Below are 24,548 nucleotides of genomic sequence, written 5' to 3'. Positions count from 1 at the left end.
TTAAGGGCAAAAACGGGCCCGCCAACCGGCGCCGCGACGAGAGAGACGAGATGAGCAGTTCCCCCGCGATCGACGCAAATCTGCGTGACAAGATCCTTTCCGATCCCGACCTCCTGCTGGAGGATACAGACATCATGCGTGCGCTCGTCGCCGCGAACGAACGATCCATGGGGCCCAATATCGTGGACCTGCGCGGCATCGCCATGTCGCGCCTCGAATCCCGGCTCGACAGGCTGGAAGACACGCATCGCTCCGTCATCGCCGCCGCCTACGAGAACCTTGCCGGCACCAACCAGGTGCATCGCGCCGTGCTGCGGTTGATGGATGCCACGAATTTCGAGGATTTTCTGCGCGATCTGGGGGGCGAAGTCTCCGAGATCCTGCGCGTGGACGCGATCCGCCTCGTGCTCGAAACCGCCACCGAGGAAGAGGTGCCCGCGGTCCGGAAAGTGGGTGATATCCTTTCCGTGGCCGAGATCGGCTTTACGGATGCCTATATCACGCAGGGCCGCAACATGACGACGCGGCAGGTGACCTTGCGTCAGTATCAGCCCAGCGATGGCCGCGTCTATGGCGACAAGGCCGATTACATCCGCTCAGAAGCCTGCCTCAAACTGGATTTCGGGCAGGGGCGGCTTCCCGGAATGCTGGTTCTGGGTTCCGAGGATCCGCACCAGTTCACGCCTCAGCACGGGCCTGACTTGCTGATGTTCTTCGCCGGAGTCTTCGAACGGGCCATGCGCCGCTGGCTAGGCTAGATGATCGCACCGGCCCTAACCGATGCGCTTGACCGGTGGCTTGCCCATGAACAGGCCCTGAACGGCGCGGCGGAAAACACGATCCGCGCCTATCAGTCCGATCTGCTCGGGTTTCTGGCCTTCATGGGCCGGCACCATGGCGGGCAGGAAGGGCTGGGGCCGATCTCGCGGATCACGATTTCCGACATGCGGGCATGGATGGCGCATGAACGGGGCCGCGGCGTGGGGGCACGGTCGCTGGCGCGGGCGCTGTCCGCGGTCAAGAGTTTCTATCGCTGGCTGTCGGATCGCGAAGGGTTCGAACCGACGGCCGTGTTGTCGACGCGGGCGCCGAAGTTCCACCGCAAGCTGCCCCGGCCAGTTGCCGAACAGGCCGCGCGCGACCTGATCGACCGGGTCTCGGTCGGCCACCAGACACCCTGGATCGCCGCGCGTGACGTTGCGATCGTCACGCTTCTGTATGGCTGCGGGCTGCGGATTTCCGAAGGGCTGGGCCTGACCGGCGCCGAGGCCCCCCTGCCCGAGACGCTGCTCATCCGGGGCAAGGGCGGCAAGGAACGGATCGTGCCGGTGATCCCGGCCGCACGCGCGGCGGTCGATACCTATGTCGACGCCTGCCCGTTCGAGATCGCGCCAGCCGGCGCGCTGTTCCTGGGCGCTCGTGGTGGGCCACTGTCGCCGCGCATGGTCCAAAAGACGGTCGAACAGGCGCGAACAGGGCTGGGCCTTCCGGCCACCACGACGCCACATGCCATGCGCCATTCCTTCGCGACCCATCTTCTGACGGCGGGCGGTGATCTGCGCGCGATCCAGGAACTCCTGGGGCACGCATCGCTTTCGACGACACAGGCCTACACGGCCGTCGACACGGCGCACCTGATGGAGGTCTATGACCGCAGTCATCCAAAGGCGGATGGACAGCGGACCTCTTCCCGGTCTAGGTGAGGGCAGAATGTCCGCCGCAAACAAAGCCCTTCTCGTTCACCTGCTGACCGCCACCGGCGCGGTCTTTGCGATGCTGGCCATGCTGGCAGCAGTCGACGGGGAATGGAGCCTCATGTTCCTGTGGCTCGTGGTGGCCTTTGCGGTCGACGGCGTCGACGGGCCGCTTGCCCGCCGCTACAATGTGAAACGATATTCGCCGGAATTCGACGGGGTCCTGCTGGACCTGATCATCGACTACCTGACCTATGTGTTCATCCCGGCCTACGCGCTGTTCAAATCAGGGCTTCTGCCCGGCTGGACGGGCTGGTTCGCGATCATCATCATCACCTTCGCAAGCGCTCTGTATTTCGCCGATACGCGAATGAAGACAAAGGATTATTCCTTTTCCGGCTTTCCCGGGTGCTGGAACATGGTGGTGATCGTGCTCTTCGCGCTCAACCCGAATTTCTGGGTGATCACCGCGCTCGTGGCGATCCTTGCGGTGGCGATGTTCCTGCCGGTGAAGTTCGTCCACCCCGTGCGCACAGCGCGCTGGCGGTCTGTAACGCTGCCGATGGCGCTGGGCTGGACCTTCTTTGCCGGCTGGGCCGCATGGGTCGATTTCCATCCGCAAAGCTGGGCACATTGGGGGCTCGTGCTGACCTCGGTCTACCTGTTGGCCGCAGGCGCGGTGCAGCAGATCCTGCACGGCCCCGACGGCTAGATCAGAAGCCCCGCCGCACCTTCGTGGCGCAGAAGTGCGACCTTCGTCTCGATCCCCGTTCCACCGGAAAACCCGCCCAGCCCGTCGCGGGCCAGCACCCGGTGGCACGGCACGATCAGCGGGATCGGGTTGGCGCCGCAGGCCTGACCCGCCCCTTGGGGCGAGACGCCGAGCGAGGCGGCCAGCTGGCCATAGGTGCACGTCTCGCCAAACGGAATCGCCAGGAGCGCCTGACGCACCCGCCCGGCAAAGCCTTTGGCGGGGCGAAGCGGCAGATCGAATTCCCGACGATCCCCGTCGAAATACGCGGCGATCTGAGCGGCGGCCTCGCGGGCAAGCGCACCTTCCGGGGGCGAGCCCGGGCTGTCGGTCCAGCCCAAGGTAGCGATCGCGCCGTCCTCGATCGCGAGCCTCAGCCATCCCGTCGGGCTGGGCAGAACGCAGGCCTCAGTCATCGAACACGCGCCTCTCACCCTTGCCGGTGATCAGCCGCGAGGGACGGCCCGTCAGGGCCCGGGGGGCATCGCCCCCCTCAGCCAAATTTCGCGAAATTTGGCCGCGCCCCTCACCGATCAGGACAACGCCTCTTCGCAGCGCCCGCACACGCCCTCGTGGGCATGGCGGCCCACGTCGGGCAGGATCTTCCAGCACCGCTGGCACTTTTCGCCCGAGGCCTTTTCGAAGACGACGCCCACGCCCGCCACTTCGGGCAGGCGGAACGCCTCGGCCGGGGCCGGATCGGCGCTCAGGCTGATGGCCGAGGTGATACAGAGGTCCGCGAAATCGACCGTCGTCAGGATGTCCCGGGTCGCTGCATCCACATGCACCACAGGCGCGGCCTCGAGGCTTGCGCCGATCACCTTGTCGCGCCGCTGGATTTCCAGCGCGGCGGTCACCGCGCGCCGGGCGCGGCGGATGACGGCCCATTTCTCGGCAAGCGCCGCGTCGCGCCATGCCTCTGGAGTTTCGGGAATGTCGACCAGATGGACCGAGCTGTCCTCGCCCGGGAACCGCTCCAGCCAGACCTCCTCCATCGTGAACACAAGGATCGGGGCCAGCCAGGTCGTCAGCCGGTGGAACAACAGATCGAGCACCGTGCGCGCCGCGCGGCGGCGGATCGTGTCGCCGTCGCAATAGAGCGCGTCCTTGCGGATGTCGAAATAGAAGGCCGAGAGGTCGACCGTCGCAAAGGTGAACACCGCCGAGAACACGCCCTGGAAATCATAGGCGGCATAGCCCTTGCGCACCGTCTCATCGAGTTCGGTCACCCGGTGCAGAACCCAGCGCTCCAGTTCGGGCATCTCCGCCGCCTCGACCCTGTCCGCCTCGGTGAAATCGGCGAGCGACCCCAGAAGGAACCGCATCGTGTTGCGCAGCCGACGATAGCTGTCGGCCACGCCCTTGAGGATCTCGGGCCCGATCCGCTGGTCGGCGGTATAATCCGTCTGCGCGACCCACAGGCGCAGAATATCGGCGCCGTATTGGTCCACCACCTCCTGCGGGGCGATGATGTTGCCCAGCGACTTGGACATCTTCATGCCCTTCTCGTCGAGAGTGAAGCCGTGGGTCAGCACACCCCGATAGGGCGCGCGGCCGCGGGTGCCGCAGCTTTGCAGGAGCGAGGAGTGGAACCAGCCGCGATGCTGGTCGGTCCCCTCGAGGTAGAGATCGGCCATTCCGTCCGCCGATCCGTCCTCGCGGTCGCCCAGAACGAAGGCATGGGTGGAGCCGCTATCGAACCAGACATCGAGGATGTCAAAAACCTGTTCATACTCATTGGGGTTGTAGTCGTTGCCGAGGAACCGTTCCTTCGCCCCGGGCTTGTACCACGCATCCGCACCCTCAGCCTCGAAGGCCTCGAGCACGCGGGCATTGACCTTTTCCGACCTCAGTAGGAAATCCGGTGCGGTCGGCAGCACACCTTTTTTCACAAAACAGGTCAGCGGCACGCCCCAGGCGCGTTGACGCGACAGCACCCAGTCGGGCCGGGCCTCCATCATCGAATAAAGCCGGTTGCGGCCCGATTGCGGGGTCCATTTGACGTTGTCAATCTCGGTCAGGGCGCGCTGGCGGATCGTCTTGCCAAAGGTGTCATGCCCGTCGCCCACCTCGCGGTCGATCGCGGCAAACCACTGCGGCGTATTGCGATAGATGACGGGCGCCTTCGACCGCCAGGAATGCGGATAGCTGTGCTTGATCGTGCCGCGCGCCAGAAGCCCGCCCACCTCGACCAGCTTGGAGATCACGGCCGCGTTGGCGTCCCCTTCCCAGGGGTTGGTCTTGTTCTTCTTGTTCAACTTGCTGCGCAGGATCGCCTTGCCGCCAAAGAACGGCAGGTCCGGCCGGAAGGTGCCGTCATCCATCACGTTATAGGTGATGACCTGCTCGAGCATGCCGAGATCGCGATACAGCTCGTATTCCTCCATCCCGTGGGAGGGCGCGCAATGCACGAAGCCCGTGCCTTCGGTGTCGGTCACGAAATCGGCGGCACGGAAATCGCGCGGATCGTCCCATTCGCCGTTGGCACCGTCGGCCCCGGCCAGCGGATGCGACAGGCTCAGGCCCGCCAATTCATCTGCCGTAACATCGCGCACGCGGCGCCAATGGTCATCGCCCAGCCGCGCGCGGGCCATCACGTCGGCGGCAAGGTTGTCGGCCAGAAGGAACCGGTCGCCCACATTGGCCCAGCATTCCTCGGGCGTGCCCGTCACCTCGTAAAGCCCGTAAGAGATGTCCGCGCCATAGACCACCGCCCTGTTCGACGGGATGGTCCAGGGGGTCGTCGTCCAGATCACCACATGGGCACCGGCCAGATCGGCGTCCGCGGGCGCCGTGACCTCGAACTTCACCCAGATCGTGAAGCTTTCCTTGTCGTGATATTCGACCTCGGCCTCGGCGAGCGCGGTTTCCTCGACCGGCGACCACATCACGGGCTTCGAGCCCTGATAGAGCGTGCCGTTCATCAGGAACTTCTGGAATTCCTCCGCGATGATCCGTTCGGCCCGGAAATCCATCGTGAGGTAAGGCTTTTCCCACTTGCCGGTGACGCCAAGCCGCTTGAATTCCTCGCGCTGCACATCGATCCAGCCTTCGGCGAAGCGGCGGCATTCCTGCCGGAAGTCGACAACATCGACCTCGTCCTTGTTCTGGCCCTTGGCGCGATACTGCTCTTCGATCTTCCATTCGATGGGCAGACCGTGGCAATCCCAGCCGGGGATATAGCGCGCGTCGTGGCCCAGCATCTGCTGGGACCGGACGACCATGTCCTTGAGGATCTTGTTGAGCGCGTGGCCGATGTGCAGATGCCCGTTGGCATAGGGCGGGCCATCGTGCAGGACGAAGGACGGGCGGTCGCCGGCGCTGGCGCGCAGGCGGTCATAGATGCCCATCTTCGCCCAACGGTCGAGCCATTCGGGCTCGCGCTTGGGCAGACCGGCCCGCATCGGGAATTCGGTCTTGGGCAGGTTCAGAGTGTCTTTGTAATCAGGCGTTTCGGCGCACATTTTCGGGCGTCCCTTGAGCGGAGTTCGGAAAATCGGAATGTTCGGGGCGGTGCGATATCTCGGACACCATTTGCCCGGCGGCCCTGAAGATCAGAGCGCCGGGTCCGTAATTCGAATGATCGTCGTGCGGCCCAACATCATGGGGCGGCTTATAGGCCCCCCTCCGGGCAGGGTAAAGTCCGCCATCGCCCGCGCTTGCCAGAGCCTGCGCTTCGGTCAGATTGGGCGCATGAGAGAATCGCTTCGGATCGAGATCGCGGGCGCCGGGATCGGCGGGCTGTCGGCGGCGGCGCTGCTGCATGACGGCGGGCACAAGGTGCGGATCTGGGACCAGTTCGACGCTCCGGGGCCGGTGGGATCGGGGCTGGTGATCCAGCCTGTGGGGCTGAACGTGCTCGACGCGATCGGGATCGGGCATGACGCGCGGTCGCGCGGGGCGCCGATCACCCGGATGCGGGGGCACGAGGCCGATCACGGGCGGCCCGTCCTTGACGTGCGCTATGATGCGGGCGCGCCGGGGCGCACGGGTCTGGGGATCCATCGCGCGGCCCTGTTCGATCTGTTGTGGCAGGCTTGCCGCGTGCGCGGCATCCCGGTCGAGACGGGGGCCCTTGCCACTGGCCGCGACGGGACGCGCCTGTGTTTCGCCGATGGCCGGCTGAGCGATGCGGGCGACCTGATCGTCGATGCGACGGGGGTGGGGTCGCCGCTGTCGCCTCTTGTATCGCGGCCCCTGCCCTATGGCGCGATCTGGGGCAATGTCGACTGGCCCGAGACGGCCCTGCCCCGCGACGAATTGCGCCAATGCTACCGCGCAGCCGACCGGATGATCGGGGTCCTGCCGCTGGGCCGCCCCGATGGCGGGGCCGAACGGGCCGCCCTGTTCTGGTCTTTGCGCCATGACAGGGTCGCGGCGTGGCGCAAGACACCGCTTGCCGACTGGCGGGCAGAGGCAACTGCCCTCTGGCCTGAGGTCGCGCCGTTCATCGCACAAATCACCGATCACGGCGACATGAGCCTCGCCCTTTACAGCCACGGAACGCTCCGCAAACCCTATTCCGACGGGATCGTCCATATCGGGGATGCCGCCCACCGGGCCAGCCCGCAGCTGGGGCAAGGGGCGAACATGGCGCTTCTGGATGCGCAGGCGCTGGCGCTCGCGATCCGTCATGCGGATGGGCAGGATCCGCTGGCTCTCTATGCCGCGGCACGGCGCTGGCATGTGCGGGTCTACCAGCTGTTCTCGCGGGTCTTCACGCCGCAGTATCAATCCGACAGCAAGATCCTGCCGTGGCTGCGCGACAGGGCGCTGTTCCCGCTGTCGCAGGTGCCGCCATTGCCCCGGGTTCTGGGCGCGTTGGTCAGCGGCACGATGTTGCCGCCGGTGGCCAGTCTCACCCGGCGCTAGACCCGGTCGGCCCGAGAAAAGAGCCCCGTCAGCGCACGACGCACGATGGCGGTGACCGACGGGCGGGCCACGTCGGCAAAAGGCAGTGGGCGGCACACCTCCATCGCAGCGACGCCGACGCGGGCCGTCAGCGCCCCGTTGACAATCCCCTCGCCAAAGCGCCGCGACACCTTGGACAGGACCCCGCCGCCCGCGACGGAGCCCACCAAATCGTCGCCCACCGCGACCGCGCCCGTGGCGACGAGGTGGGTAAAAACGCTCCGGGTCAGCCGCCAGCCGCCGAGAGTGCCGGACCGGCCGCCATAAATTTCGGCAATGCGGCGGATCATCCGCAGGTTGGCCGTCAGCGCGGTGAATACGTCGGCAAGGGCCAGCGGCACAAGCGCCGTCACCATCGCAACCTGCCGCGACGCGGCCTCGACCTCGCGCGCGGCCTGCTGATCGAGCGGGGCCAGAAGGTGCCGTTCGGCCAGTCGGATCAATCCATCGGCATCAAGCACGTCGCCCCGCTGATCCGCCAGGGCGGAGCGGCCCCAGGCCACGTCGTCCCGGCTGGAATAAAGGGCGACGATCCGGTCGATCGCGACCCGCGCCTGCCCCAGATCCTCCGCCATGATCGCCGTCTCGGCGGCGGAACGGACGGTATCGAGCCGCGCCAACCGCCGGAAGGCCGCCCATTCGCGCAGCGTGATCACGAGGCAGACAAGGCAGAACGCCACCATGAGCGCCGTCGCGGCATAGCCCAGCACGGGCGTGCTCGCGATCAGGGCCGTGACGGCGTTCCACGCCGCAAGCGAGAGAAAGAACATGACAATCGAGACCAGAAGCCCCCAGAACCAGCGCGCAAGTCGCGAGGGCGGACGCACGGCAAGGGCCGCGACCTGTTGCATCGCGGCACCCTGCGGCCCCTCGACCGGGTCGATCACCGGGGGGGCGCTGTCGGGTGCGGCGGGCGGCGTGTCGGGTTCCAGCTCGATCAGGACAGGGCCGGTCTTGCGAGGGTCGGTCATGGCGCGCGTCTCCAGATCAATCGGATATCGGGCAGGCCTTCGGCGTTATCCCCCTCGGTGCGGTGGGCTTCGGTGAACCCTTCGCGCAGGTAGAATGCGACAGCGCGGCTGTTGGCCTGAAACGTCCACAGACCAAGGCTCTCGCGCCTTGTCCGGGCCGCGTTCAGAAGTTCCGCGCCAAGCCCCCTGCCGCGCGCGCCGGGGGCGAGGTAAAGGGCCGGAACCTCCTCGCCCGACCGGGCGACAAAGCCCGACCGCGTCTCGTCGGTCCAGACCTCGGCATCCCTGATGAGCCCTTCAACGAAGCCCCGATCCTCCGCGCGGCTATGAAGACGCGGCATCCAGACGGTCTCGTCGATCCAGTCCGACAGGATCGTGCCCAGCGCCGGGGCGTCATCCAAAGAGGCGGGGCGCAGGCTCATAACCTGTCTCCGATCAGGAATTCGGCTGCCTTGTCTAGCCGGATATGCGGTGGTCCCTGACCGGGGGCGAGCGAGATTTTCGCAGGCGCGAAGCGCATGATCGAATAATCCGCATCGAGCCATGCCTCGGCCCCAGACAGCGCAGGGTTCAGAAGGCGGGCAGGATCGGAGGGCAATTCCCCGGGATAGAGGGCGGCCTGTTTGCCGGTCTCGAGCAGGCGACCGCGCACCACGTCAAGCGCGCGGCCCTTGTGGTCGATCGTTTCCTCGACAGTCGTGCGCAGGGCCGCGATGGCCATGGCCTCTGTGCGGGCGCCGGCGAAATCGGCCCGGTCCTTGGCGTCACGCAGGAGCGCCTCGGTGATCGCGCTCAGGCGGGCGTGCTGCGTGTGGTGCAGGTGATCGGCCTTGGTCGCGGCAAAGAGGATCCGCTCGACCCGCCGGCCATTCAGAAGACGGCTGAGAAAGGCGTTTCGACCGGGGCGGAAGGCGGACAGGATATCGGCCATGGCATGGCGCAGATCCTCGACCGCGCGGGGGCCCGCATGGATCGCGCCCAGCACATCGACCAGCACGACCTGCCGGTCGATCCGGGCGAAATGGTCGCGAAAGAAGGGGCGCACGACGTGACGTTTGTAGCTGTCGAACCGGCGTTCGAATTCCCGCCAGAGCGATTTGCGCCCCGCGCCCTGCGCCTGTGGCAGCGGCGCGAAGGTCAGGACGGGAGAGCCTTCCAGATCGCCGGGCAGCAGGAACCGCCCCGGCGTGCAATCGGAAAACCCGGCCTCGCGCGCGGTTTTCAGATAGCCTGTGAAAGCCTCGGCCAGCCGCTGGGCCTGCGGCTCCTCGAGATCGGCGGTTGGATCGGTCTGCCGGGCAAGGGCAAGGAATTCAGCGGCTTCGGCCCGGTTCTCGATCCGGTCGAGAACAGAGACCGACCATTCGGCGTACTCCTTGTCCATCAGGCCGAGGTCCAGAAGCCATTCGCCGGGATAATCGACGATATCAAGATGGACCGTCCGTGGCCCCTGTATCCCCGACAGCAGCCCCGTCGGCTGCACCTTGAGAGACAGACGCAACTCGCTCACCCGGCGGGTGCCCTGCGGCCAATGCGGATCGTTGCCCGTCAGGGCGGCCAGATGATCCTCGTAGCGAAAGCGCGGGATCGTATCGTCGGGCTGCGGTTGCAGATAGGCCGCGCGGATCGCCCCGCGGGACGCGGCCCGCAGCTGGGGCATGCGGTCGCGATTCATGAGGTTCGCGACAAGCGACGTGATGAAGACCGTCTTGCCCGCGCGACTGAGCCCGGTCACGCCAAGCCGGATGACCGGGTCCGAAAACGGCGCGGACAGTACGTCGCCCACCCCCTCGACGGTGCGCGAGATCTGATCGGTGATCGTGGATATGACCAAATTGCCGCCCTCGCCGATGGTTGGCATGAAGATAGGCACGCGTCCGGGGGATGTGTAGGGATTGATTTTGCCAGCCCCTCCCCCTAAGCCGCGCGGCATGCCGCGTTTTGCCCTCAGGATCGAGTATGATGGCGCCCCGTTCTCGGGGTGGCAGCGCCAGCCCGGGCTGAGCACCGTTCAGGGCGCGATCGAGGCTGCGCTGGCCCGGCTCGAACCCCGGGACCATACCATAGCGGCGGCCGGCCGGACGGATACGGGCGTGCATGCCACCGGGCAGGTCGCCCATTGCGATCTGGAGAAGGACTGGGATCCGTTCCGCCTGTCCGAGGCGCTCAACTGGCACCTCAAACCTGCGCCCGTCGCGATCACCGCCTGCGCCCAAGTGCCCGATGACTGGCATGCCCGGTTCTCGGCGACGGGGCGTCACTACCTGTTCCGGCTGATTTCCCGGCGGGCGCCGCTGATCCATGACCGCGGCCTTGCCTGGCAGGTGCGCCAACCGTTGGATGTGCGGGCGATGCAGGCGGGTGCGGACCGGCTGCTTGGGCGCCACGATTTCACGACGTTCAGATCAACGATCTGTCAGGCGAAATCGCCCGAGAAGACGCTCGACTTGGCGCAGGTCGAACAGATTTCCCTGCCCGTCGGCGTTGAATACAGGTTCCGGTTTCACGCGCGCTCGTTCCTGCACAACCAGGTCCGCTCGATGGTCGGCACGCTGGAGCGGGTGGGCGCGGGAGCCTGGTCGCCCGATGACGTCACTGCCGCGCTCGAGGCCCGTGATCGCGCGGCCTGCGGACCGGTCTGTCCGCCTCAGGGACTCTATCTCAGGGAGGTGGATTATCCACACGATCCCTTCGGGGATTCCCGCTGAGTTTCTTGCTGCCACACGGCATACCGGTTTGCGGCTGGCTGTCAAAGCGCTAGTCTACGCATCAGTGTTGGTGTTCAAAGTTCTAGTCTGCCGTCAGGATCGTGTATTCGAGCACCGCCTGACTCACCATATCTGGGGGAACAGGAACGTGCGAAGTCTGCGTCGTCCCATAGCGATCGCCACGACCCTGCTCATGCTTGCGGGGGGTATCGCCCGCGCGCAAAATGTCGAGTTGATCACACCCGATGCAAGCGACGATCTGCGCCGCGCGTTGCGAAGCGCATCGGTATCGCTTGGCCGTGACGGCGGCGATGCGCAGGATTTCGTGGCCGCCGCACGGGCCGATTACCGCAGGCTCCTGACCGCGCTCTATTCCGAAGGACATTACGGCGGCACGATCTCGATCACGATTGACGGACGCGAGGCCGCGTCGATCCCGCCGCTGGAGGCACCGTCGCGGGTATCCGAGGTCCGCATCATTGTCGATCCGGGCCCGAGATACCGCTTCGGCCGGGCCGAGATCGGCCCCGTCACTTCGGCCACGCTCCTGCCAGAGGCCTTTGCGCCGGGCAGAATCGCGAGAACCGACGCCGTTCGGGGCGCCGCACGCGCCGCCATCGACGGCTGGCGGAACGAGGGACATGCCAGAGCGGATGTCGCCCGGCAGGACGTGGCCGCGATCCATCCCGAAACACAGCTTGATGTCGCGATCGAGATCGATCCCGGCCCCCGGCTGACCTTTGGCGAACTGGTGATCGAGGGCAACGAAGATGTGCGGACGGAGCGGGTCCGCGAGATCGCGGGCTACCCGCAAGACCGCGTCTTCTCTCCCGCCGAGATCGAGGCCGCGACACGGCGGCTTCAGCGCACGGGCACGTTCGACTCCGTGGCCTTCATCGAAAGCGAAGACATCGGGCCCGGCGACACCGTTCCGTTCCGGCTCCTCGTGGATGAGCGCCTTCCCCGGAGGATCGGTGCGGGGCTCGAACTGTCTTCGGTCGATGGTCTGAACGTTTCGGCCTACTGGCTGCACCGCAACCTTCTGGGCGGGGCCGAGCGGTTCCGGATCGAGGGCGAGGCCAGCAATGTCGACGCCGGCGCCGATGGCATCGACTACCGCATCGGGGCCACCTTCGCACGGCCCGCGACGTTCAAGCCCGACATCGACCTCGAGACAAGCGCTACCCTCAGCCAGATCAACGAGGACCTCTACTTTCTGCGCCAACTCGACGCCCGGCTCGGCCTTGTGCAATACATTCGCGATGATCTGACCTATCGCGCCGCGCTGGGCGGCCTGATCGCCCGCGAGGAAACCGAGGACCGGACCCGAGATTACGCCCTGCTGACGCTGCCGCTGGAGGCGACGCTCGAACAGCGGGACGATCCGCTTGACGCGAAACAGGGCTTTTTCGTCAACCTCGAGATCACACCCTTTGCCGGGATCACCGGGTTGGAAAGCGGTGCGCGCATCCTTGCCGATGGCCGGGCTTATCTCAGCTTTGGCGCGGAAGACCGGGTCACGCTGGCCGCACGCGCGCAGGCCGGATCGGTTCTGGGTGCGGGGCTTACGACGGCACCGGCGGATTTCCTGTTCTATTCTGGCGGCGGCGGGACGGTTCGCGGCCAGCCCTATCAGTCACTGTCGCTGACGACGCAGGCGAATTTCGGCGACGGGCCGGTGGAATTCGAATCCGGCGGCGCCTCTTTCCTTGGTGCCCAGCTTGAGGCGCGGGTCGGCGTGACGGACACGATCGGCGTGGTTGGCTTCTATGACATCGGTCTTGTCGGACCAGAGGCCCTGCCATCCACCGACGATCCCCTGCACGCCGGTGCCGGGATCGGTCTGCGCTACGGGTCCCCGATCGGGCCGATCCGCCTTGATCTCGCGACACCCGCGACCGGGGACAAGGCCGGGGAGCGGCTCGAATTCTATATCGGGATAGGACAAGCGTTTTGAGGTATCTGCTCTCTCTTGTTCTCACCATGACGCTTTGTTTGGCCGGGTCGATCGTGAGTGCGCAATCCTCCGAGGAAGAAGAGCGCGACCGCGGGGTTCTGACCCGGTTGATCGAGGACAATCTGTCGGGCGTCAGCCGGACGGTCACGGTGACAGGGTTCAAGGGCGCGCTGTCGTCGCGGGCCAGGGTCGAGCTGATCACCATCGCCGATGCCGAGGGCATCTGGCTCCGCGCTGAGGGCCTTGTTCTGGACTGGAACCGGTCGGCCATTCTGGCAGGCCGGATCGAGGTGAACGAACTGGCCGCCGAGAATATCGAATTTCTGCGCGCCCCGATCCCGCAACAGAGCCTGCCCGACGCCGAGGCCAAGCCCTTTGCCCTGCCCGAACTGCCTGTCGCGATCAATATCGGGCGCGTCGAAGCCGCCCGCGTGTTCCTCGACGCCTCGTTTCTGGGCGAAGACCTGACACTGACACTTGACGGAACCGTCACGCTGGAAGGCGGCGAAGGCACTGCAGATATCGCGGCCACACGGACGGACCGGGAGGGCATCTTTTCGATCAAGGCCGCCTATTCCAACCAGACAGAGGCCCTGTCCCTCGACGTGGCACTGTCCGAGCCGCCGGACGGCGCGGTGGCGCGGATCCTTGGCCTTCCGGGTCGGCCCTCCGTCGATCTGAGCCTGCAGGGCGACGGGCCGATTTCGGATTTCCGGGCCGATCTGACGCTGGCCACGGATGATGTGGAACGCGCCACGGGCACGTTCGGCTTTGTCTCGGAAACCTCCGAGACCGGGATGGAACGGCTGGATTTGCGCGCCGATATCCGGGGCGATGTGGGTGCGCTCCTGCCGCCGGATTATGCTGAATTCTTTGGTCCCGACTCGCGTCTGGCCGTGCAGGCCCAACGACGCGAGACAGGCGAAATCGCCCTGCCCGTCCTGACAGTCGAAACGCAATCCCTGTCGCTCGACGGATCAGCGCTGATCGACGCCGACGGCTGGCCCCGGCGGCTGGCACTGACAGGGCTGGTCGCATCGCAGGATGGCAGCCCCGTTCTGCTGCCCCTCGCAGGAGAGAAGACATTCGTCGATCGCGCGACGCTCGATATCGGGTTCGACGTGGCTGCGGGCAATGCCCTGACCGCCACGTTCCGGATGGACGGGCTTGAGCGTCCCGGACTGAGCATCAGTGAACTGACGCTCGAGGGCGAGGGCGAGATCGTCCCGCGCGACGGCGGCGAGGCCGGCCGGTTCGACGGGCAGCTGGCCTATGCCGCGGTGGGGCTTGCCCTCGATGATCCCGGTCTTGCCCTTGCCATCGGCCCCGAGATCGCGGGTGAGCTGCGCCTGTCCCGGTCGGATGCTGGGCCGGTCCGGATCGACCGGCTGACGGTCAACGGGCCGGGTCTGACCGCCGAGGCCCGGGCCCGGATTGCCGGGGCCGACGACGATTTCACCACCAACAGCACGATCCGGCTTCAGGCCGACGACCTGTCGCGCTTTGCCGCGCTATCGGGCATCGATGGGCTGGGCGGTGCGGCATCGCTGGGTATCGTGAGCGAGATCGAACCCCTGAACGGCATATTCGACATCATGCTCAGCGGCGGCACCGACAACCTTGCCGTCGGCATCGCCGAGGTCGACCCCCTACTGACAGGGGCCGGCGAATTGACCCTTGCCGCCAATCGCGACGAGACCGGCACCCGGATCAGCGCGCTTCGGATCACAACTGACGAGGCAGAGATCGTCGGTTCCGCCAATCTGACGAACGAGATCACGGATGCCTTCGTCGAGGTCGATCTTCGCGATCTCGGCATCGCGGTCGATGGATTGTCGGGCCCGGCCCGCATCCGGGCTGCGGCCGAGCGCCCCCCCGGCGGCGCGACCGGGATTTCTGCCGATCTGACGGCCCGCGGGATCACGGGCCGCGTCTCCGCGATGATCGAGCCCCGCGCCCGGGGCGGTGCGATCAGCGGTAACGCCATGCTCGATGTCGTCGAGATCGCTCCGCTGGCGCGCCTTGCGGGGCAGGATGTGACAGGCGCAATCCGACTGGGGCTGTCGGGCGATGCGGCATCGGGTTTCGGTTCCTTCAATCTCGCGCTCGAAGGAACCGGGACCGATCTTGATCCCGGCATCGATCAGGTCCGCCCGCTTCTGGCCGGTGAGTTGCGGCTCGATGGCGCGCTGTCGCGCGACGGTGACGGCCGGTTGACGATCGAGCGACTTTCACTGGCGGGCGACAAGCTGGACCTTTCGGCCAACGGGCGGTTTCAGCCGGAGGGCGCCGCCTTTGCCGAGTTCGACGCGTCCCTCCCCGATCTGGGCGTCGTCGACCCGCGTCTTGCCGGGCGCGGGACGGCGCAGGGTGAAGCGGTCTTCGATCCGGTGGGTCGATCCATGCTGGTGGCCACGCTGACCGGGCCCGGGGGGCTGAACCTCGAAGTCGAGGCCGGACGCGACGATCCGGAGGCCCTTTTCGAAGGCAACCTTGCGCTTGATGCGGCCAGCATCGAGCCCTATTCGGCGCTTCTGGGCCGGTCCATCGGGGGGCAGATCAGCCTTGACGCCCAGGGCACGGCCGATCCGGACAGGCTTGTCTTCGATGTCGATATCTCGGCCGAGACCGCATCCCTGCGCACCGGCGCGGCCGAGGCGGACAGGTTGCTTGCCGGAACGGGCCGGATCGTGGCCAACATTGCCCGCGATGCGGCCGGCAGGGTCGATGTGTCGGGGCTGGACGTCGTCTATCCGAACGTCAGCGCGAACGCCGATCTGCAAAGCGACGGTGCGACCGGGTCGGCCCGGTATTCCGCCCGGCTCGCCGATATCGGGCTCTTTACCGATGATCTGAGCGGGCCTGTCACGGCGCAGGGCACCGCCGATCTGGGCGCGGGGGGCATCTGGCAGGTCGCGGCTGATCTCGCCGGTCCGGCGGGCATCGCCGCGCGGATCGCAGGCACGATCGACGGGATACGGCTGGGTCTGACGGCCAGCGGACAGGCGCCCCTCGGGCTTGCCAACCGCTATATCGAACCCCGGCGGCTGCAGGGCATGGCGCAGTTCGACCTTGCCGTGACCGGGCCGCCCGAGGTCAATTCGGTATCCGGCGTTGTCACCACGCAAGGCGCGCGACTTGCCGCGCCGCTGCTGGAATCCGCAATCGAGGATGTCAACGCACAGGTCGAGCTGAGATCGGGTCAGGCAATCATCGATCTTCAGGGTCGGATTTCTGACGGTGGAACGGTCGGGATCTCCGGTTCGGTCGGCGTGACCGGTGCACAGGTGGCCGACCTTACGCTGGAATTCCTCGACGTGGCGGTGACCGATCCCGCGCTCTATGAAACCTTGCTGGATGCGTCGATCCGGGTCACCGGGCCGATCCGGTCCGGCGGGCTGGTCTCGGGGCAGATCAACGTGGGCGCCACGGAGTTGCGGGTCCCCTCGTCTGCCGTCGGCGTGCTGGGCGATTTGCCGACAGTGCGCCATGTGGGCGCGGGTCCGGGCATTCGCCGAACCCTCGAACGCGCCGGCGTGAACGAGACCGGACGCGCGCCGTCGCGCGCCGATGGCGGTGCAGGGATCGCCCTTGGCCTTGATATCGTCGTCAATGCCCCGAACCAGATCTTCGTAAGAGGCCGGGGGCTCGATGCCGAACTGGGCGGTCAATTGCAGATCGGCGGCACGACGGAGCGGCCGATCCCGTCGGGACAATTGTCTCTCGTGCGGGGGCGGCTCGACGTCCTGCAGCAGCGCTTCACGCTGGATGAAGGCTCAGCCACGCTGAGCGGGGAATTCACCCCGATCCTGCGTCTGGTCGCCTCGACCGAGGCACGCGACGGAACGCTGGTGACGATCATCCTCGAAGGGCCTGCCGACAACCCCGAGATCACCTTCCGCTCCAGCCCCGACCTGCCGCAGGACGAGGTTCTGGCGCGGCTGATATTCGGTCGCAACCTGACCGAGATCACGCCGCTTCAAGCGGTCCAACTGGCCTCGGCGGCCGCGACGCTTGCAGGCCGCGGCGGCGGTGGGCTTGTCGGGAATTTCCGCGACCAGCTGGGCCTTGATGATCTGGATGTCACCTCCGACGAGGAGGGCAATGTCGCCGTCCGCGCCGGCGCCTATATCGGTGAGAATGTCTATACCGACGTGACGGTCGGGGCCGAGCGCACCGAAGTCGATCTGAACCTCGATCTGACCGACGACATCACCGTCACGGGGGGAGCCAATTCGGATGGCGAGACGAGTTTGGGGATATTCTTCGAGCGGGATTATTGAGTCCGCGCAGCCGATGCACCCGTCGCATTGGCTGCGCGGAAAAACGTCAATGCTAGCGACCGACGGCTGATGAAGGAAAACCGCTCTTGCGGAATGATCCTTGCAGGTTGCCGCTACCATGGCCCCAACACGGGGCCGATCACGCAAAGTGATCATATCTCGACCACGGGAAATCTAGACACCAAGGTCGGACCGCAACCTGTTGAACTCGGCCCGCCCTGCGAATCCGGACCGGATCGTTCCGGGGGGCAAGACGATATTCCGACCCATTCCAACCGGATCGAAGATGATCGTACCGTTCTCTGCCTTGAACACGAAATAGCAGTTCGTAAAGGGCGGCTCGGCCTTCACGGCACCATTCTCGCGGTAGAAGACCGCTTCTTCCATACAAAGCCCACGATCTCCGGCCCCCCACGTTCCGATGCCAATCGCGCCGCCGCCGCGCAGGGAGTTCAGAGCACCATTGGCAGCAAAGAAGGTTCCGTTGTCACTCGACCCAAACGGAAGGAAGTTGCCAGCGAGAACTTCTGTCACCTCAGCCCCGCTGAGCGGATCGCCGTAGTTATCGAAATTCTGGTTCGTACCAGTCGCGCAGGCACCGAGAAACACGAGAACGAAAAAAGCCGTCGCGGCCGAAGCCACTTTCCTGAAGTGCGTATTCATCGTGATTTTCCAAACATCAGCCGGAATGGCTGATCCAAGCCTATGGAAGCCCCTGACTTCCAGCCAGTCTGCAATACCCTACCGGAAAAATCACTAGACCGGCGCAAGCACCTGCGCGGGAGCGTGGAAGGGGCAGGCGACGCGGTGGCCGTCGCCCAGTTCCTCGGCAGGGGGCTGCGCGTCTGCGCAGCTGGGTTGCGCCTTGGGGCAGCGCGTGCGGAACACGCAGCCCGATGGCGGGTTGAGCGGCGACGGCAACTCGCCCTCGAGGATCGGCCGTTCGCGGGCATGTTCCATCACCGGATCGGGGATCGGCACCGACGCGATGAGCGCCTGCGTATAGGGATGCTCGGGCCGGGTGCACAGGGTGCGTGACTTGGCCGTCTCCATCAGGCGGCCCAGATACATCACGACGATCCGGTCGGAGATATGTTTCACCACGCTCAGATCATGGGCAATGAAGATCATCGACAGCCCCATGTCGCGGCGCAGATCGGCCAGCAGGTTGATCACCTGCGCCTGCACCGACACATCCAGCGCCGAGACGGGTTCGTCGCAGATCAGGAGTTTGGGCTGCATCACCAGGGCCCGGGCGATCCCGATCCGCTGACATTGCCCGCCCGAGAATTCGTGTGGATAGCGGTTGATGAGGTTCGGCAGAAGGCCCACCCGTTCCATCATCTCCGAAACCCGGCTCTTGACCTCCTTGCGCGGCAGATCGGGATAATGCGTCACCAGCGGCTCGGCGATGATATCACCCACGGGCATCCGCGGGTTCAGGGCGGCAAGCGGATCCTGAAACACCATCTGCACGTCGCGGCGGTGGTGCCGGCGGTCCCGCGGGGACATGGAGGCAAGGTCGGTGCCGTTGAAGATGATCTTGCCCCCCGTCGAGGGGATCGTGCCGACGATCGCGCGGGCCAGCGTGGATTTGCCCGAGCCGCTTTCACCCACGACGCCCAGGCATTCGCCCGGGGCCAGATCGAACCCGACGCCCGAGACCGCATGCAGCTTGAGCGATTTCGTCCAGGGCCATGCGCCCTGCGGACGGATGTCGAAGATGACGGAAAGGTCGCTGACGGACAGGATCGGTTCGGTCATCGGGCAAGCTCCGAAACGGGGATATGGCAGGCACGGCGGCGGTCGTTGCCGAATTGCTCGAGCGCCGGACGAACGGTCGGGCATTCCTCGCGCACCATCTTGCAGCGCGGCGAGAACGGGCAGCCGGCCGGCAGGCGCGACATGTCGGGCGGTTCGCCCGCGATGGTGGCCAGCGTGTCGTCATCGCGATCAAGCCGCGGCACCGCCTGCAACAGGCCCAGCGTGTAGGGATGGGACGGCTCGGCGAAGATGTCCTGCGTTGACGCCTCCTCCATGATCTGGCCGCCATACATGACCAGCGTCCTGTCGCAGAAATCCGCGACGATCCCGAGGTCATGGGTGATCAGGATGACGGCGGTGCCGAATTCGCGGCGCACCTCGGACAGAAGGTCCATGATCTGGGCCTGCACCGTCACGTCGAGCGCCGTCGTCGGCTCATCCGCGATCAGAAGGCGCGGCTGACACAGAAGCGACATGGCAATCATGATCCGTTGCCGCATCCCGCCCGAAAACTCGTGCGGGAACATGGTGATCCGGGACCGGGCATCGGGGATGCGCACCGCGTCGAGCATCTTGACCGCCTCGTCGATGGCGGCCCGCTTTGACATGCCCTTGTGCAGCGTCAGCACCTCGGCCATCTGGTCCGAGACCCGCATATAGGGGTTCAGCGAGGTCATCGGATCCTGAAAGATCATCGCGATGTCGCGGCTGCGCACCTTGTTCAGCTCACGCTGCCCCATCCCGATCAATTCGCGCCCGTCGAATTTGACCGATCCGGTGGCCGCGCCGTTCTGCGCCAGCAGGCCCATCGTCGCAAAGGCCGTCTGGCTTTTGCCAGAGCCGCTTTCGCCGACGATGGCCAGCGTTTCGCCCTTGTCGATCTGAAGCGAGACGCCGTTGACGGCATTCACCGGACCGTCCCCGGTCTGGAACGTCACGGTCATATCGGAGACTTCCAACAGCGCCATGTCTCAGCGATCCTTCGGATTGGTGTTCATCTACCGATCCTTCGGATCGAGTGCATCTCGCAGCCCGTCCCCCACGAAGAAGAAGGCGAACAGCGTGATGATGAAGAAGAAGAGCGGGAAAAGTAGCTGCCAGATCACCCCGTATTGCATCTGGCTTGCCCCGGCCGAGATCAGCGCCCCGAGCGAGGTGTTGGGCTCCTGCACGCCGAGGCCAAGGAACGAGATGAAGCTTTCGGTGATGATCATGCCCGGCACCAGAAGCGTCGCATAGACGATCACGATGCCCAGCAGGTTGGGCACGATGTGGCGCAGGATGATCATCATCGGGGCCACGCCGGTCGCGACGGCGGCTTCCACGAATTCCTTGTTCTTGATGGTCAGGGTCTGGCCGCGTGCGATCCGGGCCATGTCTAGCCACGAGATCAGCCCGATCCCGATGAACAGCATCAGGATCGACCGGCCAAAGATCACCAGCATCAGGATCAGCACGAACATGAACGGGATCGACATCAGGACATCGACCGTCCGCATCATGATGCTGTCGATCCGGCCACCGAAATACCCGGCAACCGCCCCGTAAAGCGTGCCGACGATCACCGCGACGCCGGCGCCGACGATGCCCACGAGCAGCGAAATCCGCGTGCCCTGCACCGTGCGGGCATAAAGGTCGCGACCCGACGAGTCGGTGCCGAAGTAATGGCCCGTCTCGATCGAGGGCACGCCCTGCGTCTGGTTCGCCCCCATCAGGGCAAAGTCCACGAAATCGCGTTCATACTGGGCGATGAAACCCCCGAAGAAGGCAAAGATCGCGACGAGGGTCAGAACGATCAGGGCCCCCACGGCGGCCTTGTTGCGAAAGAACCGGATGCGCGCATCCGCCCAGAGGGACCGGCCCCGGACCTCGGCCAGATGTGCGGCCTGCACGAGTCCGTCGGCTGTCGCTTTGTCAGGCAATACCATGGTTCAATACCTGATCTTGGGGTCAATCCACGCATAGGCGATATCGACCAGAAGGTTGAACAGGATCGTCAGCGCGCCCACGAGGATCGTGATCCCCATGATGACCGAATAATCCCTGTTGAAAGCGGAATTGACGAAGAACTGACCGATGCCACCGGTCGAGAAATAGACATCCACCACCACCGAGCCGGTGATCATCGCCACGAAGGCCGGGCCAAGATAGGACAGGACAGGCAGCATCGCCGGTTTCAGCGCGTGTCGCCAGATGATGCGCCGCATCGGCAGGCCCTTGGCCTTGGCGGTGCGGATGAAGCCGGAGTTCAGAACCTCGAGCATCGAGGATCGCGTGATCCGGGCGATCGAGGCCATGTAGGACGTCGACAGCGCGATCACCGGCATGATCACGTAATTCCATTGCCCGCCGTTCCATCCGCCCCCGGGCAACCAGCCCAGCCAGAGCGTGAAAACCAGCAGCAGGATCGGCGCCATCACGAAATTGGGCAGGACCTGCGCACCGATCGAGATGCCGACGGCAAGGTAATCGAGCCAGCTGTTGTGCCGGATCGCAGCTGCGACCCCAAGGCTCACGCCGACCCCGATCGCGACGACAAAGGACCAGAACCCATAGGTCAGCGTGACCGGGAAGCCCTGCGCGATGACATCGTTCACGGTGCGGTCGCGATACTGGAAGGACGGGCCGAAATCGAAATGCAGAACGATGTTCTTGACGTAGTTGAACATCTGAACGGGATAGGGATCGTCCAGACCGTACCGCTCCATCACGTTGTTCATCACCGCCTCGGGAAGCGGGCGTTCATTCGTGAAAGGTCCTCCGGGTGCAGCGAACATCAGCACGAAGGAAATCAGGATCAGGATCAGAAGCGTCGGTATCGCGACGGCGATGCGTCGGACGATAAAGCTGAACATGCGTTGTTCCCGGATGAATGGAAAACGTCAATCGACTGCGCCCCGGTGAAGGGGCGCAGTGCTATGGCAGTTCGAAACCGGCGTTACTCGGAAGCCGAGATATACAGGTCGCGCGAGTACCAGTTCTGAAGCAGGTTCTCGGTCGGCCAGTTCTCGAGGTTCGCGCTCATCATGCGGACGCTGGCATAATGGTAGATCGGGATGATGGCTGCGTCAGCCGCCGCGATCTCCTCGACCCGCTGATAAAGCGGCAGCGGATCCTCGGACAGCTTGGCCTCTTGCATCAGGGCGTCGACCTCGGCGTTGGAATACTTTCCGTCATTGTAGCTCGAGGTCGTGGTGAACAGGTCGAGATAGGTCGACGGTTCGGCATAGTCGGCACACCAGCCGCCGCGGGCAATCTCGTAGTTCTGTTCGCCGCGGGTATCGAGATAGGTCGCCCATTCCTGGTTGGCGAGGGTCGCCTCGACGCCCAGCGTCTGCTTCCACATCTGGCTGATCGCCACGGCAATCGCCCGGTGGCTGTCAGAAGTGTTGTAGACGATTTCCACTTCAAGCGGGTTGTCTTCGCCATAGCCCGCCTCGGCGATTAGGGCCTTGGCCTGCTCGTTCCGCTCGGCCTGGGTCATGTTCGCCATCGGGATATCCGGCACTTCCCAGCCCGGGATCGCCCAGTGCGTGAAGGTGTAGGCCGCGCGCTGGCCACCGGCGAGCACGTTGTCGACGATGATGTCGCGATCCACCGCCATGCTCAGCGCCTGACGGACGCGAACGTCCTGCAGCGCCTCGAGGCCACTGTCGGACAGGTTGAACATGTAATAGTAGGAACAGGAGTTCGGGAAGCTGATCGCCTGGTCGGGGTATTCTTCGCTCAGACGCGGAAACTGACCTGCGGGAATGTCGGTCATGTCCAGTTCACCGGCGAGGTAACGGGTCAGGGCCGCGTTCTCGTCGTTGATGATCAGCGCGGTCACCTGGTCGATGATCGTCGCGTCATTGTTCCAGTACATCTCGTTGCGGACACGCACGAGACGCTCCTGCGGGACGTATTCCTCAAGAACATAGGCACCGTTCGAGACGATGTTCGCCGGATCCGTCCAGTCGTCGCCATTGGCCTCGATCACGTCGAGACGGGCGGGGAACAGCGTCGGGAAGGTCGTGGTCTGCGGGAAATAGGGCCGCGGCGCATCGATCGTGATCTCGAGCGTCAGGTCATCGATGGCCCGCACGCCAAGCGCATCGACAGGCATTTCGCCCGCGGTCACGGCTTCGGCATTGACGATGCCGGTGACGCCGAGGAACCACGCATATTCAGAGGCGGTCGCGGGATCGGCGGCACGCTTGATGCCATCGACGAACTGCTGGGCCGTCACCTGCACACCATCGGACCACTTGGCGTCCTCACGCAGGGTAAAGGTGTAGACGAGACCATCTTCGGACACTTCGTAACCGGTCGCGACACCGGGGATGACGTTGCCCTCGGCATCTTCGTTCATCAGGCCTTCGAACAGGTCACGCGCGACTTCGGAGCCGGACACGTCCTGGATCAGCTGGGGGTCGATCGACGGGAAATCGTCGAGAACGCGATAGGTGAACGACTGGTCAGACGCCAGCACATCCCCGGTCACGGGATGGGTCGCGTGGCCGTCGGCCACGGCCATGCCGGCCAAGGCGATCAGCGCCGTCGCCGTTCCCGCGAGAAGAGTTGCCTTGAATGTCATGAATTCATCTCCCTGTTGTGGGCATGACCGACATTCTCAGGGCCATGCCTGTTGGTTCGATGTTCCGCAAATGTGCGGACATGGAACAATCCTTTTGGTTGTTTCCCGAAATGGCAAGAGCGTTTAGCGGTTGACCCGAGGTAAGATTGCCTGTTTCGGACACGGGATTACCCAATCCCGTGGTGGTCGGCGGCGGTATTCCGCGCGCGGCCACAGGGCGGGACACGCCGGCCCCGGCCCGCCCGTCGGTGGACACCGAAAACCTGTCTGCTAGATCGAGCCACCTGACGCGGGATTGCCAGAGCAAAGGATCACCCCATGACCGACGAGACACTCGCCCTCGACACGCGCGACCGACTGCCCGATGCGCTCAGGGCCCTTGTCGAGCAGATTCCGCGCGATAGCTGGCAGACACATCCGAACTTCGATCAATTGGTCAGCTTCTGGCTGGAACGGCACATGATGTTCCGGAAGCTGATGGACATGCTGCAAGGCGACGCACAGGCGCTGATCGACGCGCGCATGGATCAGCGGGACTATGCCAACCGGCTGGGCCGGTTCGGGGGGATGTTCGTCAACGAGCTTCATGGCCACCATCAGATCGAGGATCACCATTATTTCCCTGTCCTCGCCCGGGCGGAGCCCGATTTCGCGAGGGGATTCGAAATCCTCGATACCGACCATCACGCCATCGACGCGACGCTGAACCGATTCGTGGAACGCGCGAATGCCGTCCTTCAGAACAGCGGCGATCCCATCGTGTTCCGCGACACGACGGGGCGGCTCTCCGAAGAGATGACGTCGATGGCCCGGCTGCTGGATCGTCATCTCGAGGACGAGGAAGAACTTGTCGCGCCGGTTCTGCTCAGGCACGGACCCGCGCTCTTTTCCTGATGCACCGATGGCCAAGGCGCGCGTTTGAGGGCAAGGTCG

The 24,548-nt window shown here is 65.1% G+C and carries 19 protein-coding genes; 9 read left to right on the top strand and 10 right to left on the bottom strand.

Annotated elements, in window-relative coordinates:
* Positions 1–50 precede the first annotated feature (50 nt).
* From EP376_RS13350 to EP376_RS13340, 3 genes are read left to right on the top strand one after another with little or no spacing between them, the layout of a single operon-like run.
* Positions 51–758, top strand: coding sequence for a DUF484 family protein (locus EP376_RS13350; protein ID WP_127656098.1), 708 nt, complete (start codon positions 51–53; stop codon positions 756–758).
* On the top strand, positions 759–1,703 hold the full coding sequence (locus EP376_RS13345) for a tyrosine recombinase XerC (protein ID WP_127656097.1): 945 nt from the start codon (positions 759–761) through the stop codon (positions 1,701–1,703). It begins immediately after the preceding gene.
* A gap of 7 nt (positions 1,704–1,710) precedes the next feature.
* Positions 1,711–2,406 carry a CDP-alcohol phosphatidyltransferase family protein gene (locus EP376_RS13340; RefSeq protein WP_127656096.1) on the top strand — a complete coding sequence of 232 codons (696 nt, stop codon included), beginning with the start codon at positions 1,711–1,713 and terminating at the stop codon, positions 2,404–2,406.
* On the opposite strand, the gene EP376_RS13335 is transcribed toward EP376_RS13340, so the two are convergent.
* Together EP376_RS13335 and ileS are read right to left on the bottom strand one after the other, a co-directional pair.
* On the bottom strand, positions 2,403–2,861 hold the full coding sequence (locus tag EP376_RS13335) for a methylated-DNA--[protein]-cysteine S-methyltransferase (RefSeq protein ID WP_127656095.1): 459 nt from the start codon (positions 2,859–2,861) through the stop codon (positions 2,403–2,405). The two genes, EP376_RS13340 and EP376_RS13335, sit on opposite strands and share 4 nt — an antisense overlap.
* Before the next feature lie 117 nt (positions 2,862–2,978).
* A complete protein-coding gene (gene ileS / locus EP376_RS13330) occupies positions 2,979–5,909 on the bottom strand; it encodes an isoleucine--tRNA ligase (protein WP_127656094.1) in 2,931 nt (976 codons plus the stop codon).
* A gap of 229 nt (positions 5,910–6,138) precedes the next feature.
* Between ileS and EP376_RS13325 the strand changes: the two genes are divergently transcribed.
* Positions 6,139–7,317 (top strand): FAD-dependent oxidoreductase, encoded by a 1,179-nt coding sequence (locus tag EP376_RS13325; protein ID WP_127656093.1) that lies wholly within the window; start codon positions 6,139–6,141, stop codon positions 7,315–7,317.
* Here the strand turns inward: EP376_RS13325 and EP376_RS13320 are convergent.
* The 3 genes from EP376_RS13320 to EP376_RS13310 are packed head-to-tail and all read right to left on the bottom strand — an operon-like array spanning position 7,314 to position 10,161.
* Positions 7,314–8,327: a YcjF family protein gene (locus tag EP376_RS13320; protein ID WP_127656092.1), complete on the bottom strand. Its 1,014-nt coding sequence runs from the start codon at positions 8,325–8,327 to the stop codon at positions 7,314–7,316. The genes EP376_RS13325 and EP376_RS13320 overlap by 4 nt on opposite strands.
* Positions 8,324–8,749, bottom strand: coding sequence for a GNAT family N-acetyltransferase (locus tag EP376_RS13315; RefSeq protein WP_127656091.1), 426 nt, complete (start codon positions 8,747–8,749; stop codon positions 8,324–8,326). Before EP376_RS13315 ends, EP376_RS13320 begins: the two co-directional genes overlap by 4 nt.
* Entirely contained in the window at positions 8,746–10,161 is a 1,416-nt protein-coding gene (locus EP376_RS13310) for a YcjX family GTP-binding protein (RefSeq protein ID WP_127656251.1), read from the bottom strand. The genes EP376_RS13315 and EP376_RS13310 overlap by 4 nt, the downstream gene beginning before the upstream one ends.
* A 97-nt stretch (positions 10,162–10,258) precedes the next feature.
* Here EP376_RS13310 and truA point away from each other — a divergent pair, with 97 nt between their 5' ends.
* From truA to EP376_RS13290, 4 genes are all read left to right on the top strand, one after another.
* Complete coding sequence (truA, locus tag EP376_RS13305; RefSeq protein ID WP_127656090.1) at positions 10,259–11,035, top strand: tRNA pseudouridine(38-40) synthase TruA; 777 nt, start codon at positions 10,259–10,261, stop codon at positions 11,033–11,035.
* 148 nt (positions 11,036–11,183) lie between these two features.
* Positions 11,184–12,992: an autotransporter assembly complex protein TamA gene (locus EP376_RS13300; RefSeq protein ID WP_240652465.1), complete on the top strand. Its 1,809-nt coding sequence runs from the start codon at positions 11,184–11,186 to the stop codon at positions 12,990–12,992.
* A 26-nt stretch (positions 12,993–13,018) separates the two neighbouring features.
* The gene (locus EP376_RS13295; RefSeq protein WP_127656089.1) at positions 13,019–17,275 is read left to right on the top strand and encodes a translocation/assembly module TamB domain-containing protein; all 4,257 of its coding nucleotides are present in this window, start codon (positions 13,019–13,021) and stop codon (positions 17,273–17,275) included.
* Between the two features lie 69 nt (positions 17,276–17,344).
* Positions 17,345–17,971 carry a hypothetical protein gene (locus EP376_RS13290; protein WP_127656088.1) on the top strand — a complete coding sequence of 209 codons (627 nt, stop codon included), beginning with the start codon at positions 17,345–17,347 and terminating at the stop codon, positions 17,969–17,971.
* Between the two features lie 60 nt (positions 17,972–18,031).
* On the opposite strand, the gene EP376_RS13285 is transcribed toward EP376_RS13290, so the two are convergent.
* The 5 genes from EP376_RS13285 to EP376_RS13265 all read right to left on the bottom strand — a co-directional run bounded on the left by EP376_RS13285 (position 18,032) and on the right by EP376_RS13265 (position 23,615).
* Positions 18,032–19,039, bottom strand: coding sequence for an ABC transporter ATP-binding protein (locus EP376_RS13285; RefSeq protein WP_127656087.1), 1,008 nt, complete (start codon positions 19,037–19,039; stop codon positions 18,032–18,034).
* Positions 19,036–20,007, bottom strand: a complete 972-nt coding sequence (locus EP376_RS13280) for an oligopeptide/dipeptide ABC transporter ATP-binding protein (protein ID WP_127656086.1) — start codon at positions 20,005–20,007, stop codon at positions 19,036–19,038. The genes EP376_RS13285 and EP376_RS13280 overlap by 4 nt, the downstream gene beginning before the upstream one ends.
* A gap of 30 nt (positions 20,008–20,037) precedes the next feature.
* Positions 20,038–20,967 (bottom strand): ABC transporter permease subunit, encoded by a 930-nt coding sequence (locus EP376_RS13275; RefSeq protein ID WP_127656085.1) that lies wholly within the window; start codon positions 20,965–20,967, stop codon positions 20,038–20,040.
* Between the two features lie 3 nt (positions 20,968–20,970).
* Positions 20,971–21,894: an oligopeptide ABC transporter permease OppB gene (oppB, locus tag EP376_RS13270; RefSeq protein ID WP_127656084.1), complete on the bottom strand. Its 924-nt coding sequence runs from the start codon at positions 21,892–21,894 to the stop codon at positions 20,971–20,973.
* A gap of 83 nt (positions 21,895–21,977) precedes the next feature.
* On the bottom strand, positions 21,978–23,615 hold the full coding sequence (locus EP376_RS13265; protein ID WP_127656083.1) for a peptide ABC transporter substrate-binding protein: 1,638 nt from the start codon (positions 23,613–23,615) through the stop codon (positions 21,978–21,980).
* A 318-nt stretch (positions 23,616–23,933) separates the two neighbouring features.
* Here EP376_RS13265 and EP376_RS13260 point away from each other — a divergent pair, with 318 nt between their 5' ends.
* Positions 23,934–24,509 (top strand): hemerythrin domain-containing protein, encoded by a 576-nt coding sequence (locus tag EP376_RS13260; RefSeq protein WP_127656082.1) that lies wholly within the window; start codon positions 23,934–23,936, stop codon positions 24,507–24,509.
* The last annotated feature ends 39 nt before the right edge of the window (positions 24,510–24,548 follow it).

This window comes from Alexandriicola marinus, assembly GCF_004000435.1.
GTDB lineage: Bacteria > Pseudomonadota > Alphaproteobacteria > Rhodobacterales > Rhodobacteraceae > Alexandriicola > Alexandriicola marinus.
This window is presented reverse-complemented; position numbering and strand designations above follow the sequence as displayed.

What these genes read in the sequence shown, in the direction of transcription:
- EP376_RS13350 (WP_127656098.1), top strand. Translation starts at nt 51, where the DNA reads ATGAGCAGTTCCCCCGCGATCGACGCAAATCTGCGTGACAAGATCCTT.
- EP376_RS13345 (WP_127656097.1), top strand. Translation starts at nt 759, where the DNA reads ATGATCGCACCGGCCCTAACCGATGCGCTTGACCGGTGGCTTGCCCAT.
- EP376_RS13340 (WP_127656096.1), top strand. Translation starts at nt 1,711, where the DNA reads ATGTCCGCCGCAAACAAAGCCCTTCTCGTTCACCTGCTGACCGCCACC.
- EP376_RS13335 (WP_127656095.1), bottom strand. Translation starts at nt 2,861, where the DNA reads ATGACTGAGGCCTGCGTTCTGCCCAGCCCGACGGGATGGCTGAGGCTC.
- ileS (WP_127656094.1), bottom strand. Translation starts at nt 5,909, where the DNA reads ATGTGCGCCGAAACGCCTGATTACAAAGACACTCTGAACCTGCCCAAG.
- EP376_RS13325 (WP_127656093.1), top strand. Translation starts at nt 6,139, where the DNA reads ATGAGAGAATCGCTTCGGATCGAGATCGCGGGCGCCGGGATCGGCGGG.
- EP376_RS13320 (WP_127656092.1), bottom strand. Translation starts at nt 8,327, where the DNA reads ATGACCGACCCTCGCAAGACCGGCCCTGTCCTGATCGAGCTGGAACCC.
- EP376_RS13315 (WP_127656091.1), bottom strand. Translation starts at nt 8,749, where the DNA reads ATGAGCCTGCGCCCCGCCTCTTTGGATGACGCCCCGGCGCTGGGCACG.
- truA (WP_127656090.1), top strand. Translation starts at nt 10,259, where the DNA reads ATGCCGCGTTTTGCCCTCAGGATCGAGTATGATGGCGCCCCGTTCTCG.
- EP376_RS13295 (WP_127656089.1), top strand. Translation starts at nt 13,019, where the DNA reads ATGACGCTTTGTTTGGCCGGGTCGATCGTGAGTGCGCAATCCTCCGAG.
- EP376_RS13290 (WP_127656088.1), top strand. Translation starts at nt 17,345, where the DNA reads ATGAAGGAAAACCGCTCTTGCGGAATGATCCTTGCAGGTTGCCGCTAC.
- EP376_RS13285 (WP_127656087.1), bottom strand. Translation starts at nt 19,039, where the DNA reads ATGACCGAACCGATCCTGTCCGTCAGCGACCTTTCCGTCATCTTCGAC.
- EP376_RS13280 (WP_127656086.1), bottom strand. Translation starts at nt 20,007, where the DNA reads ATGGCGCTGTTGGAAGTCTCCGATATGACCGTGACGTTCCAGACCGGG.
- EP376_RS13275 (WP_127656085.1), bottom strand. Translation starts at nt 20,967, where the DNA reads ATGGTATTGCCTGACAAAGCGACAGCCGACGGACTCGTGCAGGCCGCA.
- oppB (WP_127656084.1), bottom strand. Translation starts at nt 21,894, where the DNA reads ATGTTCAGCTTTATCGTCCGACGCATCGCCGTCGCGATACCGACGCTT.
- EP376_RS13265 (WP_127656083.1), bottom strand. Translation starts at nt 23,615, where the DNA reads ATGACATTCAAGGCAACTCTTCTCGCGGGAACGGCGACGGCGCTGATC.
- EP376_RS13260 (WP_127656082.1), top strand. Translation starts at nt 23,934, where the DNA reads ATGACCGACGAGACACTCGCCCTCGACACGCGCGACCGACTGCCCGAT.